This is a genomic window from Kribbella sp. NPDC058245 (genome assembly GCF_042882005.1).
GTDB lineage: Bacteria > Actinomycetota > Actinomycetes > Propionibacteriales > Kribbellaceae > Kribbella.
In genome coordinates this window covers 42,310-60,544 of the sequence record NZ_JBHVWY010000013.1, presented here as the reverse complement: position 1 = coordinate 60,544, position 18,235 = coordinate 42,310, and the positions used below count along the sequence as shown (strand labels likewise).

Here is an 18,235-nt window from a genome sequence, read left to right as displayed (position 1 = left end):
ACATGACACATGCGGAGCTCTGGGAGCGTCACAAGGCCGTCATGCCGGACTGGCTGTCGTTGTACTACGAGGAGCCGATCGAGATCGTCCAGGGGTCCGGCCGCCGGGTCACCGACGGTGAGGGCAACAGCTATCTCGACTTCTTCGCCGGCATCCTGACCAACGCGATCGGCTACGACATCGCGGAGATCTCCGACGCGGTGCGCGAGCAGCTGAGCAGCGGGATCGCGCACACCTCCACGGTGTACCTGATCCGCAAGCAGATCGAGCTGGCCGAGCAGATCGCCAAGCTGTCCGGGATCGAGAACGCGAAGGTCTTCTTCGCCAACTCCGGCACCGAGGCGAACGAGGCCGCCCTGCTGCTCGCCACCCAGAACCGCCGGTCCAACCAGGTCCTGGCGATGCGGAACTCGTACCACGGCCGCGCCTTCGGCACCGTCGCGATCACCGGCAACCGCGGCTGGTCCGCGAGCAGCCTGTCCCCGGTCAACGTGCAGTACCTGCAGGGCGCGTACCCCTACCGCAGCCCGTTCAAGAACCTGTCGGACGCCGACTACATCAAGGTCTGCGTCGACGACCTGCGCAACGTCATCGAGACCACCACCGCCGGTGACGTCGCCTGCCTGATCGCCGAGCCGATCCAGGGCGTCGGCGGTTTCGCCTCCCCGCCCGACGGCCTGTACGGCGCCTTCAAGGAGGTGCTGGACGAGTACGGGATCCTGTTCATCTCCGACGAGGTCCAGACCGGCTGGGGCCGCACCGGTGACCACTTCTGGGGCATCCAGGCGCACGACGTCGTACCGGACGCCATGACGTTCGCCAAGGGCCTCGGCAACGGCTTCGCGATCGGCGGCGTGGTCGCCAAACCCGACCTGATGGACAGCATCAAAGCCAACTCCCTGTCCACCTTCGGCGGCAACCCGATCTCCACCAGCGCAGCCAAGGCCACCATCGACTACCTGCTCGACCACGACCTCCAGGCCAACGCCGCCAAACGCGGCGCCCAGCTCGCCGACGGCCTCCGCGGCATCGCCGAGGAGTTCCCCGAGCTCGGCGACGTCCGCGGCAAGGGCCTGATGCTCGCCACCGAGATCGTCAACCCCGCCGACAACACCCCCGACGCCGCCACCACCGCCAAACTCCAGCAGGAGACCAAGAACCGCGGCCTCCTGATCGGCAAGGGCGGCCTCTACGGCAACGTCCTCCGGATGGCCCCACCCATGACGCTGACCGAAGAAGAAACCACCGAAGCCCTGGAAATCCTCCGAGACTCCTTCAACACCCTCCGCTGAACAGCTGCGTACGTCGAAGGCCCCCTCTCAGCGATCGAGAGGGGGCCTTCGGGTGTTCAGACTGGGCCGATCCCGGCGCCGGGATCGTTGGCCAGCGGGAGGGGCGGTGGGGCACCGGTGATCTTTCGGCGGCGGCGTGAGCGGCCTTCGAGGTAGCGGGCCAGGAGCGACAGCAGTGAGCACAGGCCGATGTAGATGACTGCGATCACGATGTACGTCGGGATGTAGGGGAAGCCGTACTGGATCCGGCCGCCCATCTGCTTTCCGACGTACAGCAGTTCGCCGTAGGTGATGACGAAGCCGAGTGCGGTGTCCTTCAGCAGAACGACGAGCTGGGAGACGATCGCGGGCAGCATCGCGCTGACCGCCTGCGGGAGCAGCACCAGGCGGACGACCTGGTTCTTGCGCAGACCGATGGCGTAGGCCGCTTCGCGCTGACCCTTCGGTACCGCGGCGATACCGGCCCGGAAGATCTCGGCGAGCACCGAGCCGTTGTAGAGCGTCAGACCGAACACGACTGCCCAGAACGGACCCAGACCCCACTGGTACTGAATGTTCGCGAAGTAGAAGAAGATCATCATGATCAGTAGCGGGATCGCGCGGAACAGCTCGACGGCGTACGTCGCCGGGACCCGGACCCACTTGTGGTCACTGATCCGCGCCGCGGCGAAGACAGCTCCGAACAAGACTGCGAGTACGGCCGCCAGTCCGGCCGCGCGCAGTGTGTTGAGCAGACCGTTGAGCAGCTGCTTCTGGATCGCGGTGTACTGGAACTGGCGCCACAGCCGGCCTTCGAACTGGCCGTTGACGTAGAGCCGGTTGATCAGCCAGGCGGCGACGCCGGCCACCACGATCAGGACGACCACGTTGGAGATCCGGTTGCGGAGCTTGCCCCGGGGACCGGGGACCTCGTACAGCACCGAGCTCATCAGGCCACCGCCGTCCGTCGTTCGGCCCACCGCTGCAGGAACATCAGCGGGACAATGAGAATCAGGAAGCCGATCGCGATCCAGAGCAGCGTGAGCATCTGGTTCTCGCCCCGCTCGGACATCGCGAAGGAGATCGAACCGGCCTCGGCGAGCGAGAAGCCGGCCGCGATCGTGGTGTTCTTCAGCAACGCGATGAACACGCTGGACAGCGGCGGGACGATCGCCCGGAACGCCTGTGGCAGCACGATCAGCGTCAGGACCTGGAAGAACGTCATGCCAACCGCCCGCGCGGCCTCGGACTGGCCGGGCGAGATCGTGTTGATCCCGGAGCGGACGACCTCGCAGACGAAGGCCGAGGTGTAGATCGTCAGCGCTCCGACGCCCGTCCAGAACGGCGTGGGCAGGGCCAGTTGCATCTTGGCCGCGCCGAAGAACAGAAACGCGAAGACCAGCGTCAGCGGAGTGTTCCGCAAGGTGTTCACGTAGCCAGTGCCGACGGCGCGCAGTGCCGGGACCGGAGACACCCGGAACGCACCCAAGATGGTGCCGAGCACCAGACTGAGCACGGCCGAGACCAGGAACAACCTGATCGTCAGCCAGAATCCGTCCCGGAACAGATCCCAGTTGTCGGTGAGGACCGAGAGCATCGCGACCTTCCTCGTGCTAAGGCTCTACAGAACCCGGCCGCGGCGCCGGTGAGGACGCCGCGGCCGGGGAGTTGATCAGTACTTCTCGAGAGCCGGCGGGGTGCCCGGGGAGCCGGACTTGCCCAGCGTCTCGTCGTAGATCGACTTCCAGGTGCCGTCGGTCGCGGACTTCTCCAGGATGGTGTTCACCTGGTCGCGCAGCGCCTTGTCGTCCTTGGGCAGGCCGATGCCGTACTTCTCGGTACTGAACGGCTTGCCGACCACGCGGAGCTGGTCCGGTGCGGTGGCCGCGTAGCCCTTGAGGATCGCGTCGTCGGTGGTGACGGCATCGGTCTTGTTGTCCAGCAGCTGCGAGACGCACTCGGAGTAGGTCTTGTACTCGGAGATGTTGCTGGCCTCGGTGAGCTGCTCGTCCTTGACCCGCTGGATCGGGGTCGAGCCGGTCGCGGAGCAGACCTTCTTGCCCTTGAGGGCGGTCTTCCCGGCGTCCATCGAGGTGTCGTCCTTGCGGACCAGCAGGTCCTGGCCGGCGACGAAGTACGGGCCGGCGAAGGAGACGAGCGCCTTGCGCTTGTCGGTGATCGAGTAGGTGCCGACGTAGTAGTCGATCTCACCGCCGCCGATCGCCGTCTCGCGGTTGGCCGACGGGATCTCCTTGTACTCGATCTTGTCCGGGTCGAAGCCCAGACCGGCCGAGACCATCCGGGCGACCTCGATGTCGAAGCCACAGCGCTTGCCGTTGGCGTCCTTGTAGCCGAGATTCGGCTGGTCGGCCTTGACGCCGACGATCAGGTTGCCGCGGGACTTGATCTTGGTGAAGGCCGGGCTGCCGGCCACGTCCACACCGGAAGCGGTGTCGAACTTGTGCGGGGTGCCACAGGAGTCGGATGCGGTGCCGCCGCCGCCCCCTGCTGCTCCGGGCTCGTCCTTACCGCAGGCGGTCGCGGTCAGCGCGAGCGCCGCGACGCCGAGACCGGCGACGAGGTGACGCATTCTCATTCGGGTTCCCCTTTGTGATGTGTTTGCTGGTACGGCCGCGGGCGGAAGTCAGTGCTTCAGGATCTTGCCGAGGAAGTCCTGCGCGCGCCGGGAGGTGGGGCTGGTGAAGAAGGTCTCCGGGTCGGCCTGCTCGACGATCTCGCCGTCGGCCATGAACACCACCCGGTTCGCCGCACTCCGCGCGAACCCCATCTCGTGGGTGACCACGACCATCGTCATCTGCTGCTTGGCGAGGTCGATCATCACCTCCAGGACCTCCTGGATCATCTCCGGGTCGAGCGCCGAGGTGGGCTCGTCGAAGAGGATCACCTTGGGGTCCATCGCCAGCGCGCGGGCGATCGCGACGCGCTGCTGCTGGCCGCCGGACAACTGCGCCGGGTACTTCGACGCCTGGCTGGCCACCCCTACCCGTTCCAGCAGTTCCAAGGCCCGCTTCTCGGCCTGTTTCGGGTCCGTCTTGCGAACCTTCAGCGGGCCGAGAGTGACGTTCTGCAGGATCGTCTTGTGTGCGAACAGATTGAAGGACTGGAACACCATGCCGACGTCGGCGCGCAGCGTCGCCAGGGCCTTGCCCTCGCTTGGCAGCGGCTGACCGTCCAGCTCGATGGTGCCCGAATCGATCGTCTCGAGCCGGTTGATCGCGCGGCAGAGCGTCGACTTGCCGGAACCGGACGGGCCGATCACCACGACGACCTCGCCCTTGGCGATGGACAGGTTGATGTCCTTCAGGACGTGCAGTTCGCCGAAATGCTTGTTGACGCCGGTGAGGGCCACCAGACCCGTTTGCGTCAAGGTGCCGGAATCGCTCATGGCCAGAACCTACTGGAGGCCGGGGGGCCGTCGCATCGCCGGTCGGTTCCGTGGTGGTAACGATCTGCAATGAACCGGCGCGTAGCGTGATGATGCCATCACGCTACGCAGGATCCAGGCGGATCAGTGACCGGAACCTGTCACCCCGCAGCAGCCGCCCGCGGCGAGGGATACGGTCGCCGGTGCCTGCACCGCCGCCTCGACGTCCGCGAGCATTTTCGCCCGGGCCGCCGGTCCGATCACCCGTCCGCGAGTGACGACAGAGTGAATGTTGCGGGTGTTGCGGATGTCGGTCAACGGGTCGGCGTCCAGTACGACGAGATCCGCGATCTTGCCGGCCTCGACGGCACCGAGATCGCGGCCGAGTCCGAGGAACCGCGCCGGCTCGGCAGTGGCGGCGTACAGGGCCTGGCGTGGGGTGGCGCCGGCGGTGACGAGCTGTTCGAGCTCGTCGTGCAGTGCGAACCCGGGCACGCTGTACGGCGTACCGGTGTCGGTGCCGGCGAGGATCGGGACGTCGTGGGCGATCAGCTCGGAGACGAAGTGCTTGCGCCAGGCCCACATCTTGCGCTGGTGCGAGATCTCCTCGGCGGTCCGGTTGGCGCCGTACAGGTTCTGGATGACGTAGTCGTAGGTGCCGATGGTGTCGGCGCTGAGGTACTTGGCCAGGTTCGGATCGAGACTGGTGTAGTCGATCTGGTCGAGTACGCGGTGCATCGACAGCGTCGGGGTGACGTGGGTGTTGTTGCGGCGCAGCGTGCCGAAGACGTCCGCGGCGCGCGCCTTGCTGTAGGTGTTGGCGGCGATCCATTCGATCGGGTGCATCTGGCGGAACCACGCGTTGTAGTCGCCGGTCTGGACTTTGATCTCGCTGACCATCCGCCGTACGTCGGTCTCGCGCGTCGACACCGCCAGGCCGAGCGAGTGGATGTGTTCGATGCTGCGTTGACCCGCGTTGCTGGCCTCTTTGCTGGTGACCTGGTCCGGTCCGTGGCCGTGCACGGTCAGGCCGACCTTGCGAGCCTCGTCGATGATCGCGAAGTACGACGCCCGGTTGAGGCGCGAGTAGACCTTGACGAAGTCGGCGCCCTCGGCCTGCACCTGCCGTACGGCGGCCCGCGCCGCGGCCGGGGTGTCGACGACCAGGACGTGCAGCAGGTTCGGGTCCCACAAGGTCGGGTCGCCGTCGATGATCTGACTGGCCACGACCATTCGCGGGCCGAGCAGGGTGCCGGCCTCGATCCGGTCCCGCCAGTCGTAGACGATCGGGTCCGGCGCTGCCATCTCGCGAACCGTGGTGAGGCCGTTCGCCAGGTAGAGCGGAGGCGAGACATGCTCGTCGCCGAGGCTGTGGACATGCATGTCGGCCAGGCCCGGTACGACGTACTTCCCGGTCGCGTCGATGACCGTCGTACCGCGGGGGATCGGCAACCGGCCGACGCCGACGATCCGGTCACCAGCGATCAGCACGGTCTGGTTCCTTCGGCGGTGACCTGTCACGACGTCGATCACGGTGGCGCCCGTCAGGGCGGTGAGGTTGCGTGGAGAGCCCAAAGCAGGGCCTGCCGTGGTGAACGATCCGCCGGCGATCACGGCGGCTCCGGCGGCGGTGCGGGCGAGGAACTGGCGACGAGAACTGTTCATGCCCCTCACTATTGTCTGCGCCGGACTCCGCGTCAGGGGTAGCAGGCCGCCGGTGCCAGGTAGGGAAATACCCACCTCGGCACGTACTCTTGGTGGCTGTTATGCGTACTTATGAGGTCCGCACCTACGGGTGCCAGATGAATGTCCACGACTCCGAGCGGCTGCGCGGCCTGATGGAGGACGCGGGCTACGTCCGTGCGCCCGACGGCGACCAGGCCGATGTCGTGGTGTTCAACACGTGCGCGGTCCGGGAGAACGCCGACAACAAGCTGTACGGCAACCTCGGTCACCTGGCGCCGGTGAAGGCCAAGCGGCCGGGGATGCAGATCGCCGTCGGCGGCTGCCTGGCGCAGAAGGACAAGGCGACCATCACCAAGAAGGCGCCCTGGGTGGACGTCGTCTTCGGGACGCACAACATCGGCTCGCTGCCGGTGCTGCTGGAGCGGGCCCGGGTCGCCGAGGAGTCGCAGGTCGAGATCCTCGAGTCGCTCGACGTCTTCCCGTCCACGCTGCCGACGCGCCGCGAATCGGCGTACTCGGCCTGGGTCTCGGTCAGCGTCGGCTGCAACAACACCTGCACGTTCTGCATCGTCCCGGCGTTGCGCGGCCGCGAGAAGGACCGCCGTCCCGGCGACGTGCTCGCCGAGGTCGAGGCACTCGTCGCCGAGGGCGTGCTCGAGGTGACGCTGCTCGGTCAGAACGTGAACTCGTACGGCGTGGAGTTCGGCGACCGGTATGCGTTCTCGAAGCTGCTCCGGGCCTGCGGGGAGATCGACGGGTTGGAGCGCGTGCGCTTCACCTCGCCGCACCCGCGCGACTTCACCGCCGACGTGATCGAGGCGATGGCCGAGACGCCGAACGTGATGCCCTCGCTGCACATGCCCATGCAGTCCGGTTCGGACCGCGTGCTGAAGGCGATGAAGCGCTCGTACCGGCGGGATCGCTACCTCAAGATCATCGAGGACGTGCGCGCGGCGATGCCGGACGTGGCGATCACCACCGACATCATCGTCGGCTTCCCGGGTGAGACCGAGGAGGACTTCGAGGGCACGCTCGACGTCGTCCGTCAGGCGCGGTTCGCGGGTGCCTTCACCTTCCAGTACTCCAAGCGTCCCGGGACGCCGGCGGAGTCGATGGAGGACCAGGTCCCGCGCGCGGTCGTCCAGGAGCGCTACGAGCGTTTGGTCGCGTTGCAGGACGACATGGCCTGGGCCGAGAACAAGCTGACTGTTGGTCGTTCCCTTGAGGTTCTCGTTGCCGAAGGCGAAGGCCGCAAGGACGCCGCCACCCACCGGTTGAGCGGTCGCGCTCGCGACAACCGCCTGGTCCACTTCGCTCTCCCCGAGGGTGTCGAGGCTCCGCGACCAGGGGACTTGGCCACGGTCGAGGTCACCTACGCTGCCCCGCACCACCTGGTCGCGGACGTCTTCGGTTCCATCCGCCGTACTCGCGCTGGCGATGCCTGGGAGCGCACGCAGGACGCCCCGCCGTCGTCAGTTCCGGGCGTCATGCTCGGCATGCCCACGCTGGGTGCCAAGCCGCTTGAGCCGGCAGTCGGCGGTTGCCAGATCGCATGAGTCTGCTTCCTCCGGGCGCGGAGCCGTTCGCGGCTGTGCGGGATGCGGATGTGTACGCGCTGGACGAGCAGTGGGTGCTGCGGCGGTACCGGAACGGGTACCCGGTGCGGGACGAGGCCGACTTCATGCGGCACGTGGCGAAGTTCGGCTACCCGGTGCCCGCCGTACGGGAGATTGATGGCGCCGACATGGTGATCGAGCGCCTCAACGGACCGACGCTCGCGGACGCCGCCGTCGCGGGCGACCTGGACGCAGTACGGCTGGGGGAGTTGCACGCCGACCTGCACCGTCGCCTGCACGCGATCCCCGCACCGAGCGGTACGCCGGGGCTCGTCGTCGTCCACGGCGACCTGCACCTGTACAACGTGATCGCCACCGACGCCGGACCCATCGTCATCGACTGGCGCAACGCCGAAGAGGGCATCGCCGAGTTCGACATCGCGATGACCGCGATCATCTTCGCCCAGGTCGCTCTCGACCCAGAGTGGGCCGAGCTCTCCCCGCTCCTCCGCGAGGCCCTCGCCACCTACCTGGCGAACTCGATCGACCCGACGCCCGGCCTCACCGCCGCATTAGATGCCCGCGGCAACAACATCACCCTGACGCCGGCCGAGAAGGAGCTCCTTCCAGCGCAGGAAGCTCTGATCCGCAGCTTGCTCTGACCGGTAAGCGGACCTGCACCACCCACTAAGTGCACCCCAAGCCGTCGGACCGCGCTCAGCTGAGCGCGGCCACGCCTGTCCGGGCGACGTTAGTGGGTGATGGGCGTCCGCCTACGCGTTCAGGAACTGGGACGGTTTCAGGGCGCGACTCACGATCCGCACCTCACCGATGTATCCGGCAAAGCCTTGGTCGACCTCATTCGCATAGTGACCGGCTCCGACGAGCCACGGCTTGCCGACCGTCGCCAGCCCGCTCGACGGGGTCGCCGGATTACGCAGCAGCTCGGACGAGTCGACGTACACGGTGCTGTGCCGTCCGTCGTTCACGATCGCGAGGTGGAACCAGCGCCCGGCCACCTGCTCGTGACCCCAGTTGGTGAACGTGTCGTTCTTGTCGAACGGGTAGACCGCCCACTGCACCTGGCGCCCACCGGAGAACCCGAGCTTCACGACCGGCTCGTCCGGGTCGCTGCCCGTCTTGCCCGCATCGCGCCCGGTGCCGAGCCTTGAGATCAGCCCTTCCCACGAGTGGTCCTGACCGTCGTCGGCCAGCTTCACGAACGCCTCGATCGTGTACCCGCCACGGAACGTCGCCTTGTTGATCGGCGCATCGTCGGCCGTCTTCAGATACCCACCGCGTGCCGGATTCTTCCCACCCGGGAACAACCAGCTCGCATGCCCCGGCTGCTCCGGGTGGAACTCGCTCGACACGCTCGGCGCATCGCCGCCCAGCTGCACGCGCGTCAGGTGGTTGCCCTGTCCGGACTGGTCGACGACCTGCCCGCCCACCGGTCCATCAAAGCGCCAGTACGCCGCTGTCCCCGGAATGACCAACTGCTTCGCCGGTCGCGCCGGCCGCACGGCCACCGGAGCGAACCCCGCGAATCTCGCCGAGAAGTCGATCGGAATGCTGAACCGATTGACGTCGTCGGTCAGCTCGATCTCGCCCTCGGCCAGCTCGTTCCGCCGGGCCGGGTCCTGCGCGAAGATCCACGGCGCGATCGTCTCGACGTCGATCGTGTTCCGGGCCAGGTCGAAGTGGTACAGCCGGACCATCCCGGAACCGCCGTAGTACCGGTCCTGGAAGTTGGCCAGGTGCAGATGCACGTCGTGGCCGGCGGCGTTCTGCTTGGTGAGCCGCCCCGGCGGCCAGAAGTGCCCGTTCAGGGTGAGGAAGATCTGGTCGTTGTCCTTCACCAGCTGGTCCCAGACCCGCACCCCGTGGTTGCTCAGCTCCGCGACCCCGGTGTCGGCGTACACGAGCTCGTGGATGGTCAGGATCACCGGCATCTTCGGATGCGCCGCGATCACCGCCCGCGCCCACGCGAAGCTCGCGTCCGACGGCCGCCAGTCCATTGCCAGCAGCAACCACTGCCGCCCGGCCGCCCGGAACACGTGGTACGAGTTGTACCCGTTCGCCGTCGATCCGCCGTACGTCGGCATCCGCCGGAACCGCTGCGGCCCGAACGTTCGCAGGTACGGCGAGTCGCCGCGGGTATCGTCCTTGGACCCGTCGATGTCGTGGTTCCCGGCCAGCACCGAGTACGGCATCCGTGCGCGGTCCAGCACCTTGAACACCGGATCCGCCTGCGCGAACTCGCTCGCCAGCGCGTTCTCGACCACGTCACCGAGGTGCGCCACGAACACCAGGTTCTCCGCGGACCGCTGCTCGACCAGATACTCGAAGGTCGCCGTCAACGGCGCCGAGTCACCCCGATCCTGGTCGAACTGATACTGCGTGTCCGGTACGACGGCCACCGTGAACCGCGGGTGCTCGGGGTCAACCCGCCCGCCGTACGACGAGGTCGTCGCCGCGGCAGCACCACCATCCAGCACGCCTCCCGCGACCACCGCCCCCGCGCTCAACGCCCCGGCCTGCAAAAGCCGCCGCCGGCTCGTCCCGTCGCCCTGCTGATCCATCTGCCGCCTCCACGTCGCTGCCTGACACCGCAGCGAACATTAGAGCGCACCAACCAAACATCAGTGAACGCCTCCAGAACCCTGGACCAACGCACACCGCGTCACTCAGCCGAACCCCTCCGCGATCACCGCCGGCAGCCCGCTGTCGAGGCCGGTCAGCACCCGCGTCTCGTGCGGCACCGTTGGCTCCGGCAACTTGTCGAGCGCGAACCACTCCAGCCGGTCCGCCTTCTCCGGCTCCATCAACCGCGGCTCACCCGTCCACCGCGACGTCGTGAAGAAGAAGTCCACCCGCTCGTCGATCGGATCCCCATTCCCGCCCGTCCGATGCATCGCCGTCAGCGACACCAGATCCCGCGGATCGATCTCCACCCCCACCTCCTCGCGAACCTCCCGCACCGCTGCCTGGATCGCCGACTCCCCAGCCTCCACATGCCCCGCCGGCACCGCCCAATACCCATCCATATAGCCGGTATTGGCTCGCAACAACATCAACACCTCGTCCCCCCGCCGCAACACCACATAAGCCGCCGGTACCACCCGAAACCGATCCATCCCACGACCCTAACCACCCCCACCGACGAAACTTTTGTGAAGAACCTCGACCCCACGTGTCAAAACACGGCGGTCCGCTTCGACGAGTAGGCAAGAGACCGGCAACGGGCCGGTCCACTGCCCCGGAGATGACTATGACTGCCACCCTCACCACCACCACGACCGTTGCCCCGTCGGTCGGACGCCTGCTCCGCGACGGCGCCATCGCCATCGTCCTCGCGGCCGTGGCCACTGCAACCGTCGCCGCCGCAGGTCAAGCCGCTGGTCTCAGCCTCAATGTCGCCGGCGCCCCCATCCCGCCTACCGGTTTCGCGGTCATGACCCTCATCTTCGCGACCCTCGGCCTCCTCATCGCCTTGGCCCTCCGTCGGTACGCCGCCCGCCCGCGCACCGCCTGGATCCGGATCACCATTGTCCTGACCGCACTCTCCTTCACTCCTGACCTCCTCGCCGACGCCGCACCCACCACCAAGGCCCTCCTGATGACAACCCACCTGATCGCCGCGGCCCTCGTCATCCCCGCAGTAGCCCGCCGCCTCCGCTGACCCCCCAAGCCCTAGCCTGCGGAGATGAGCTATATCGAACGCATGCGGCGGCTGGTCGGTACGGAACCGCTGGTGGGCGCAGGCGTCGGCGTACTGGTGTGGAACGACCAACAGCAGGTACTGCTCCAGCAGCGCTCAGACGACCAGACCTGGTGCATCCCCGGCGGCGGCGTCGAGCCGGGGGAGGAGCTCGAGGACGCGGCCCGCCGCGAGCTCCACGAGGAGACCGGCCTACACGCCGGCGCCCTGACGTTGCTCTCAGCCCGCTCCGGTCCGGACTGCTTCATCACCTACCCCAACGGCGACCAGGTCCAGGTCATCTCCCTGACCTATCGAGCGGAGTCCTGGACCGGCACCCTCAACCCCGCCAACGACGAAACCGTCGCCCTCGACTTCTTCAACCCCCACACGCTCCCCGCCATGAACCCCTACAACCAAGCCCTCTTCACCCACCTCGCAGCGGAAGGCCACCTACGGGGAGAGGGTCCAGATGAAGGCTAGGTAGCCCGCGAAGGTCACTGAGGTCGCAGCGAGGAACGCGAAGATCAGAGCGGCTTTGGCGGTCTGCGTTCGAGCCAGAGCGCGCGCGGCGGGGAGCAGGAGCAGGAAGGCCGGGAGGATGAGGCGGGCCTTGGAGTTGTAGTAGTTCGCGGCGCCGATGGACGAGATCAGGATGAGCGCGCTGTAGAGGATGAGTGGCCAGGGGAGCCGGTCGATCGCGTTCAGGGCGAGCAGGAGGATTGCGGCGACCACGACGAACGTGACGACGGTGAAGTCGAGGGCCGAGGCGGTGGTCAGCGTCTTCTTGGCGACTCGTAATGCCGAGGTGCCGTAGTCGAAGGACGAGCGCCAGATGGTTTTCTGGATGTGGAACCAGCCATCGACCCGTCCAGTCTGCTGACCGACCCACAGGATGTAGCCCAGCCACCCCACGGGAGCGAGCAGTCCGCCGACCCACGGTCGCCACCCGTCCTGACGCCGTACAACGGCAATCAGTGCGACCAGCCCGACCACGCCAACCAGTGCGATCGCAGAGGGCCGGGTCAGACCAGCAATCGCGGTCAGGACTCCGGCTGTGACCCAGTTGCGGCGCAGTAGGGCCAGCAACGCAAAGGCGCTCAGTGCGGTGAAGAGTGATTCGGTGTAGGCCATGGACTCGACCAGTGCGTGCGGTACGACGCCCCACAGTCCCGCGAGCAAGATCCCGGTACGCCGGTCCGCGAGGTGGTTGCCGACGGCGAAGATTCCCCAGGCCGCGACCAGTGAGGCCACGAGGCTGATCAGCACAGCGTTCTGTGCCGTGGTCAACGGCGACACCCAGCCGAGGCCGCGCACGAGCATCGGGTACAGCGGGAAGAGCGCCATCTCCTTCCCACCGGCAACAGCGTCGTACCCCTTGTCGGCGATCAGCACATAGTGCGCACCGTCGAAATCGCCGAGCACCTTGCCAAGGCTCTCCGGCGTACTCCGGCTCCAGATCGCCAGTACGACGAACGTCAGGACCCGTGTCACGGCGTACAGGGCAACGGCCGGCCAGGCGAGCCTGGCAGCGACGGTCCAAGACCGGGACGCCGGCGCGGCGTGTGCGTGCATGGTTCCTCCCGTGCCGCGACCCCTCGCGGACGGCGGGAGCCTACCGGACGCCACGACAAAGGGCCGCGAGCAACTGCTCGCGGCCCTTCGGTAAGGAGGTGTTCAGGCGGGCTTGTCAGCGTCCGGGATGTCGTCGTTCTGGCCGTCGAGGCCATCCAGGCCGTCCTTGGCCTTGTCGACACCCTGGTCGATCTTGTCGCCGTACTTGCCGCCGGTCTTCTCGTCGACGAAGTCACCGGCCTTGTCCAGACCCGCGCCGACCTTGTCGCCGTGCTGATCGACGAGGTCGCCGGCCTTGTCCTTCAGGTCCTCGGCCTTGTCCTTGAACTTGTCGAAGATGCCCATCTCAGGGGCTCCCATTCCTGCGTAGTGAACTGCTTACTGACAGCTAGCGGTAGATGATTGCACCAACCGGCCCCGAACACCTAGGACCGCCGCGAACTGTCGGACAGGAATTCAGCGGGTGTTACTCGACGTCGCCGCCGGAGTCCTGACTTCCGCCACCGGACTCGACGTCGCCACCCGACTCCACATCACCGCCGGACTCGACGTCACCACCGCTGAACTCGACGTCACCGCCGCTCTTCTTCAGCTCGACGTCGCCACCGCTGCGCTTGGCAGCGGCCAGCTCGTCGTCCCCCAGGTCCAGCGCGTCCTTGGCCGCGTCGGACTCTCCCTCGAACGGATTCGTCACAGCTTCATTCCTCCCGTAATCCGGTGTTGCGAACTGCCGTCGTGTCTACCGGTCGCAGGGGGTCATCCACAAGGACGCCCCCGGGCTCTTAGTGCAGACTTGACCGGCCCGGTACGGCGTCGGCGGGGCCGGTGCAGCGGGGGCCGACCGAAAACTGTCACACTGGAGCGATGGCCGAACCACTCGTCGTCGCGGTCGTCGGCCCCACAGCGGCCGGCAAGTCCGACCTGTCCGTTGCCCTGTGCAAGCGCCTGGGCGGCGAGGTCGTGAACGCGGACGCCATGCAGGTCTACCGCGGCATGGACATCGGTACGGCGAAGATCACCGCGCCCGAGCGGTCCGGCGTACCGCATCATCTGCTCGACATCCTCGACGTGACCGAGACCGCGACCGTGGCCGAGTTCCAGCAGCTGGCCCGGGCCGCGATCGACGACTGCACCGAGCGACAGGTGATTCCGGTCCTGGCCGGAGGGTCCGCGCTCTACGTCCGCGCGATCCTCGACGACTTCACCTTCCCCGGCACCGACCCCGCCGTACGGGAGCGTCTTGAGGCCGAGCTGGAAGACGTCGGATCCGGTGCGTTGCACCAGCGGCTCGCGGCCGTCGATCCCAAGGCTGCTGCTCAGATCCTGCCCAGCAACGGACGGCGGATCGTCCGGGCGCTGGAGGTCGTCGAGATCACCGGGGCGCCGTACAGCGCGACGCTGCCGGAACATCGCTACGTCTACCCGGGCGCCGTACAGATCGGTCTCGACGTCCCGCGGCCCGAGCTCGACGAGCGGATCGGGCGCCGGGTGGACCGGATGTTCGACTCCGGTTTCGTCGACGAGGTCCGCGAGCTGCTCAAGCACGGTCTGCTCGACGGCCGGACGGCGAACCGAGCTCTCGGCTACTCGCAGGTGATCGCGTTGCTGAACGGCGAGATCGACGAAGCCGAGGCCCGCGAGCGGACCGCGCAGTCGACCCGCAGGTTCGCGCGGCGGCAGGATTCCTGGTTCCGCAAGGATCCGCGGATCACCTGGCTGCGGTACGACGACTCCGCCTTGCTGGACAAGGCGATCGATGTCCTGGCTGCAGGCAACCGAACGGGTGCCGCTGGCGTAGTCGGGGTAGAAATCGCCCCGGGCACTGTGCCGGATTCCGGGGCCGTCGATGCGAGGGGGTGACCGTGAGGCGGAGTTCCGCGAGTACTTGCTCGCGGATCGCACCCGACTGATGAGAACGGCGCTGTTGCTGACCGCGGGGGATTCGCACACCGCGGAGGATCTGGTCCAGACCGCCTGTACTCGGGTCTACGTGCACTGGCACCGGATCCGGCACGAAGGCGCCGGGCCGTACGCGCACCGCATTCTGGTGAACGCGTTCCTCGACGAGCGCCGCCGGGCCGGCCGCCACCCTGAGGTGGTGACCGCCGACACGCTCGAGCCGAGGCTGGCCGACGAGACGGATCCGGTGGACACGATCGCGGTCCGGCGGGCGTTGCTGGAGCTGGCGCCGCGTCAGCGCGCGGTCCTGGTACTGAGGTACTTCCAGGATCTCGATGTCGCGACCTGCGCGCGGATCCTGGAGTGCACCGAGGGCACGGTGAAGAGCCAGACCGCCAAGGCTCTCAAGCGTTTGAAGGACCTGATGACCGACGAGCAGTCGGATCAGGCCACGGGGAGTGGCTGACATCCCGGCCGACACTGGGTCCGGGAGAGGGACGGAGTAGTGGACGAGGTCAAGAAGTTGCTGGAGGGGTTCGCCGAGGAGGCCGCCGTTGGCCTGCCCGCGGCGGATATCGACGCGGACATCGCGCGAGGGCGACGAGCGCTGCGCCGGATCAAGCGGCGCCGCCGGGTGACCGGAGTGCTCTGTGTGGCTGCGGTATCGGCTGCTGTGCTGGCGTTCGGCAACCAGGTGAAGTGGTGGGGGAGCGCAGGCAGCTCACCGGTCGCATCTGGCGGGGAGACCGAGTCGTCGGTCGCAGCGTCGGGGACTCCGGCTGCGCCGAGCGCGAAGGCCAGTAAAGGTGAGATGTCGCTGTTCGCCAGCAGTGTCGAGCTGGTGGCCAACAAGCAGAGCTGGAACACCATCGGCTGCACGCTGACCCCAATGGGGTGGGCCCCCGAGAAGCCGATCGCTGCCAACCGCGTCGTACTGGCGCAGCCGGAGATGCGGACCGCCGAGGTCGCCACCAAGGTGGTGCTTGAGCGCCGGGAGACCGCGCTGTCGCTGGATGCGGTCCGGGTGACCGATTCGGACGGCAAGACGTTCCACATCGGCACGCTGTCGGGCCGGCTGACCGGTCAGGTGAAGCTGGCCGACCAGTGGCTCCTGGTCGAGGCTCCGGCCGGGAACCAGGCCTGGAACGACGAGACGCTGCGCCGCTTCCTGGGGTCCTGCTCGATCAACTGATCTGGGCCGAATGCGCCCGTTGACTGGCGTGCGGGGGCGAGTTCGGGGTAGGCAGGGACAGTCCCTGCCGCCTGAGCTCTTGGAGACCCCGGTGAAGAAGCTGGTCGCGTCCCTGTCCGCGAGTGCGCTCGTCCTGTCCGGTTTCGGTCTGAGTGGTGCGTCCGCGAGTCCACCGAAACCGTCGGTACCGGAGCAGAGCCACGACGCGACCCCGGCCCGGACCAAGTACCCGACAGCCATCGGGTACGGCGGTGCTGTCGCCTCGGTCGACCCCGACGCGACGAGCATCGGTCTCGACGTACTGCGTCGTGGGGGTAACGCGGTGGACGCCGCCGTCGCCACTGCCGCGGCGCTCGGTGTCACCGAGCCGTACTCCGCAGGTGTCGGCGGTGGCGGGTACTTCGTCTACTACAACGCCAAGCAGCACAAGGTCATGACGATCGACGGCCGGGAGACCGCTCCGGCCACCATGCCGTCGAACGCATTCATCGACCCGGCCACGGGGGCGCCGTACAAGTTCTTCCCGGACCTGGTCACGTCTGGGGTGTCCGTCGGCATTCCGGGGACGCTGGCGACCTGGGACCGCGCACTGCGCCAGTGGGGTTCGCTGCCCCTGGGCAAGGCGCTGAAGCCGGCCGCCGACCTGGCCGACCGCGGGTTCGTGGTCGACACGACGTTCCGCAGTCAGACGCTGGACAACAAGGCGCGGTTCTCGGCCGTCGTACCGACCGCCAAGCTGTTCCTGCCGGGCGGGGACGCGCCACAGGTCGGGACGGTGTTCAAGAACCCCGAGCTGGCCGACACGTACCGGATGCTCGGTGCCAAAGGCCTTCCGGCGTTCTATGGCGGCGCACTGGCCGGTGAGATCGCTGCGGTGGTGAAGAACCCGCCCAAGGCGCCGGGCGCGACCCTGCCGCTCATGCCGGGCTACCTGAGCACTGCGGACCTCGCGAAGTACAAGGTGATCGACCGTGCGCCGACCAAGGTCCGGTACGACGGTGTGGACGTCTACGGCATGGCACCGTCCTCATCCGGTGGTACCACGGTCGGGGAGGCGCTCAACATCCTCGCGCCGCTGCACCTGAGCAAGCAGTCGACGCCGCAGGCGCTGCACAGTTACCTCGAGGCGTCGGCACTCGCCTTCGCGGACCGCGGTGCGTACGTCGGTGACCCGGCGTACGTCGACGTACCGCAGAAGGAGCTGCTGTCGCCTGGCTTCGGCGCCGAGCGCTCCTGCCAGATCGACCCGGCCAAGGCCTCGGTGAAGCCGCTCCCGCCAGGTGTGCCGGACGGTTCCTACGGCTCCTGTGGTGCGACCGCCACGACCAAGGAAGGCCCGGACACCGAGGGCCTGTCCACCACGCACCTGGTCGCCGCGGACAAGTGGGGCAACGTGGTCTCGTACACGCTGACGATCGAGCAGACCGGCGGCAGCGGCATCACCGTCCCGGGCCGTGGCTTCCTGCTGAACAACGAGCTCACCGACTTCTCCGCCGTGTACAACGCCGCTGACCCGAACCGCATCCAGCCGGGCAAGCGTCCGCGCTCCTCGATGTCGCCGACGATCGTCCTCCGCAACGGCAAGCCGTTCCTGGCGCTCGGCTCGCCCGGTGGCTCGACGATCATCACCACCGTCCTGCAGACGCTGACCAACCGCCTGGACCGCAACATGACGCTGCCCGAAGCAGTAGCAGCGCCGCGCGCCTCCCAGCGCAACACGGCTGCCGTTAGCGCTGAGCCGCCCTTCATCGACGCCTACGGCACCGCGTTGAAGCCCTACGGCCACACGCTGGTCCCGAGCGGTGATGCGCTGACCTCAGCGGCCGAGATCGGCGCTGTGGCCGCGCTCGAGTTCCTTCCCGACGGCGCGTACCTGGCCGCGGCCGAACCCGTCCGCCGAGGCGGGGGCTCCGCCGGCACCGTCCACCAACTCTGGCCCGCCACCCGCTAGCTAGCTGCTAGGAATCTGTC

The 18,235-nt window shown here is 67.6% G+C and carries 19 protein-coding genes; 9 read left to right on the top strand and 10 right to left on the bottom strand.

Annotated elements, in window-relative coordinates:
- Positions 1–2: 2 nt before the first annotated feature.
- Positions 3–1,292 (top strand): aspartate aminotransferase family protein, encoded by a 1,290-nt coding sequence (locus ACFVWG_RS27970; protein ID WP_391546395.1) that lies wholly within the window; start codon positions 3–5, stop codon positions 1,290–1,292.
- Between the two features lie 56 nt (positions 1,293–1,348).
- Here the strand turns inward: ACFVWG_RS27970 and ACFVWG_RS27965 are convergent, their stop codons facing one another.
- The 5 genes from ACFVWG_RS27965 to ACFVWG_RS27945 all read right to left on the bottom strand — a co-directional run bounded on the left by ACFVWG_RS27965 (position 1,349) and on the right by ACFVWG_RS27945 (position 6,321).
- A complete protein-coding gene (locus ACFVWG_RS27965; RefSeq protein WP_391546394.1) occupies positions 1,349–2,221 on the bottom strand; it encodes an amino acid ABC transporter permease in 873 nt (290 codons plus the stop codon).
- A complete protein-coding gene (locus ACFVWG_RS27960) occupies positions 2,221–2,868 on the bottom strand; it encodes an amino acid ABC transporter permease (protein WP_391546393.1) in 648 nt (215 codons plus the stop codon). Before ACFVWG_RS27960 ends, ACFVWG_RS27965 begins: the two co-directional genes overlap by 1 nt.
- A gap of 75 nt (positions 2,869–2,943) precedes the next feature.
- Positions 2,944–3,867: a glutamate ABC transporter substrate-binding protein gene (locus tag ACFVWG_RS27955; protein WP_391546392.1), complete on the bottom strand. Its 924-nt coding sequence runs from the start codon at positions 3,865–3,867 to the stop codon at positions 2,944–2,946.
- 48 nt (positions 3,868–3,915) lie between these two features.
- On the bottom strand, positions 3,916–4,644 hold the full coding sequence (locus ACFVWG_RS27950; protein ID WP_391546587.1) for an amino acid ABC transporter ATP-binding protein: 729 nt from the start codon (positions 4,642–4,644) through the stop codon (positions 3,916–3,918).
- 156 nt (positions 4,645–4,800) lie between these two features.
- The gene (locus ACFVWG_RS27945; RefSeq protein WP_391546391.1) at positions 4,801–6,321 is read right to left on the bottom strand and encodes an amidohydrolase family protein; all 1,521 of its coding nucleotides are present in this window, start codon (positions 6,319–6,321) and stop codon (positions 4,801–4,803) included.
- Between the two features lie 101 nt (positions 6,322–6,422).
- Between ACFVWG_RS27945 and miaB the strand changes: the two genes are divergently transcribed.
- Both miaB and ACFVWG_RS27935 read left to right on the top strand, forming a co-directional pair.
- On the top strand, positions 6,423–7,898 hold the full coding sequence (gene miaB, locus ACFVWG_RS27940) for a tRNA (N6-isopentenyl adenosine(37)-C2)-methylthiotransferase MiaB (protein ID WP_391546390.1): 1,476 nt from the start codon (positions 6,423–6,425) through the stop codon (positions 7,896–7,898).
- Positions 7,895–8,560, top strand: a complete 666-nt coding sequence (locus ACFVWG_RS27935) for a phosphotransferase (RefSeq protein WP_391546389.1) — start codon at positions 7,895–7,897, stop codon at positions 8,558–8,560. The genes miaB and ACFVWG_RS27935 overlap by 4 nt, the downstream gene beginning before the upstream one ends.
- A 111-nt stretch (positions 8,561–8,671) precedes the next feature.
- Here the strand turns inward: ACFVWG_RS27935 and ACFVWG_RS27930 are convergent, their stop codons facing one another.
- Together ACFVWG_RS27930 and ACFVWG_RS27925 are read right to left on the bottom strand one after the other, a co-directional pair.
- Positions 8,672–10,480: a LamG-like jellyroll fold domain-containing protein gene (locus ACFVWG_RS27930; RefSeq protein ID WP_391546388.1), complete on the bottom strand. Its 1,809-nt coding sequence runs from the start codon at positions 10,478–10,480 to the stop codon at positions 8,672–8,674.
- Between the two features lie 105 nt (positions 10,481–10,585).
- Positions 10,586–11,035: an NUDIX domain-containing protein gene (locus ACFVWG_RS27925; RefSeq protein WP_391546387.1), complete on the bottom strand. Its 450-nt coding sequence runs from the start codon at positions 11,033–11,035 to the stop codon at positions 10,586–10,588.
- Positions 11,036–11,169: 134 nt separating this feature from the next.
- Here ACFVWG_RS27925 and ACFVWG_RS27920 point away from each other — a divergent pair, with 134 nt between their 5' ends.
- Both ACFVWG_RS27920 and ACFVWG_RS27915 read left to right on the top strand, forming a co-directional pair.
- Entirely contained in the window at positions 11,170–11,580 is a 411-nt protein-coding gene (locus ACFVWG_RS27920; protein ID WP_391546386.1) for a DUF6069 family protein, read from the top strand.
- Positions 11,581–11,604: 24 nt separating this feature from the next.
- A complete protein-coding gene (locus ACFVWG_RS27915; protein WP_391546385.1) occupies positions 11,605–12,081 on the top strand; it encodes an NUDIX hydrolase in 477 nt (158 codons plus the stop codon).
- On the opposite strand, the gene ACFVWG_RS27910 is transcribed toward ACFVWG_RS27915, so the two are convergent.
- From ACFVWG_RS27910 to ACFVWG_RS27900, 3 genes are all read right to left on the bottom strand, one after another.
- On the bottom strand, positions 12,052–13,173 hold the full coding sequence (locus tag ACFVWG_RS27910; RefSeq protein ID WP_391546384.1) for a hypothetical protein: 1,122 nt from the start codon (positions 13,171–13,173) through the stop codon (positions 12,052–12,054). The two genes, ACFVWG_RS27915 and ACFVWG_RS27910, sit on opposite strands and share 30 nt — an antisense overlap.
- Positions 13,174–13,275: 102 nt before the next feature.
- Positions 13,276–13,533, bottom strand: a complete 258-nt coding sequence (locus tag ACFVWG_RS27905; RefSeq protein ID WP_391546383.1) for an antitoxin — start codon at positions 13,531–13,533, stop codon at positions 13,276–13,278.
- Positions 13,534–13,639: 106 nt separating this feature from the next.
- Entirely contained in the window at positions 13,640–13,867 is a 228-nt protein-coding gene (locus ACFVWG_RS27900; RefSeq protein WP_391546382.1) for a hypothetical protein, read from the bottom strand.
- A gap of 170 nt (positions 13,868–14,037) precedes the next feature.
- Between ACFVWG_RS27900 and miaA the strand changes: the two genes are divergently transcribed.
- The 4 genes from miaA to ggt all read left to right on the top strand — a co-directional run bounded on the left by miaA (position 14,038) and on the right by ggt (position 18,215).
- On the top strand, positions 14,038–15,033 hold the full coding sequence (gene miaA / locus ACFVWG_RS27895; protein ID WP_391546381.1) for a tRNA (adenosine(37)-N6)-dimethylallyltransferase MiaA: 996 nt from the start codon (positions 14,038–14,040) through the stop codon (positions 15,031–15,033).
- Entirely contained in the window at positions 15,020–15,538 is a 519-nt protein-coding gene (locus tag ACFVWG_RS27890; RefSeq protein ID WP_391546380.1) for a sigma-70 family RNA polymerase sigma factor, read from the top strand. Before miaA ends, ACFVWG_RS27890 begins: the two co-directional genes overlap by 14 nt.
- 39 nt (positions 15,539–15,577) lie before the next feature.
- Entirely contained in the window at positions 15,578–16,264 is a 687-nt protein-coding gene (locus ACFVWG_RS27885) for a hypothetical protein (RefSeq protein WP_391546379.1), read from the top strand.
- A 91-nt stretch (positions 16,265–16,355) separates the two neighbouring features.
- Positions 16,356–18,215 (top strand): gamma-glutamyltransferase, encoded by a 1,860-nt coding sequence (gene ggt / locus ACFVWG_RS27880; RefSeq protein ID WP_391546378.1) that lies wholly within the window; start codon positions 16,356–16,358, stop codon positions 18,213–18,215.
- Positions 18,216–18,235 lie beyond the last annotated feature (20 nt).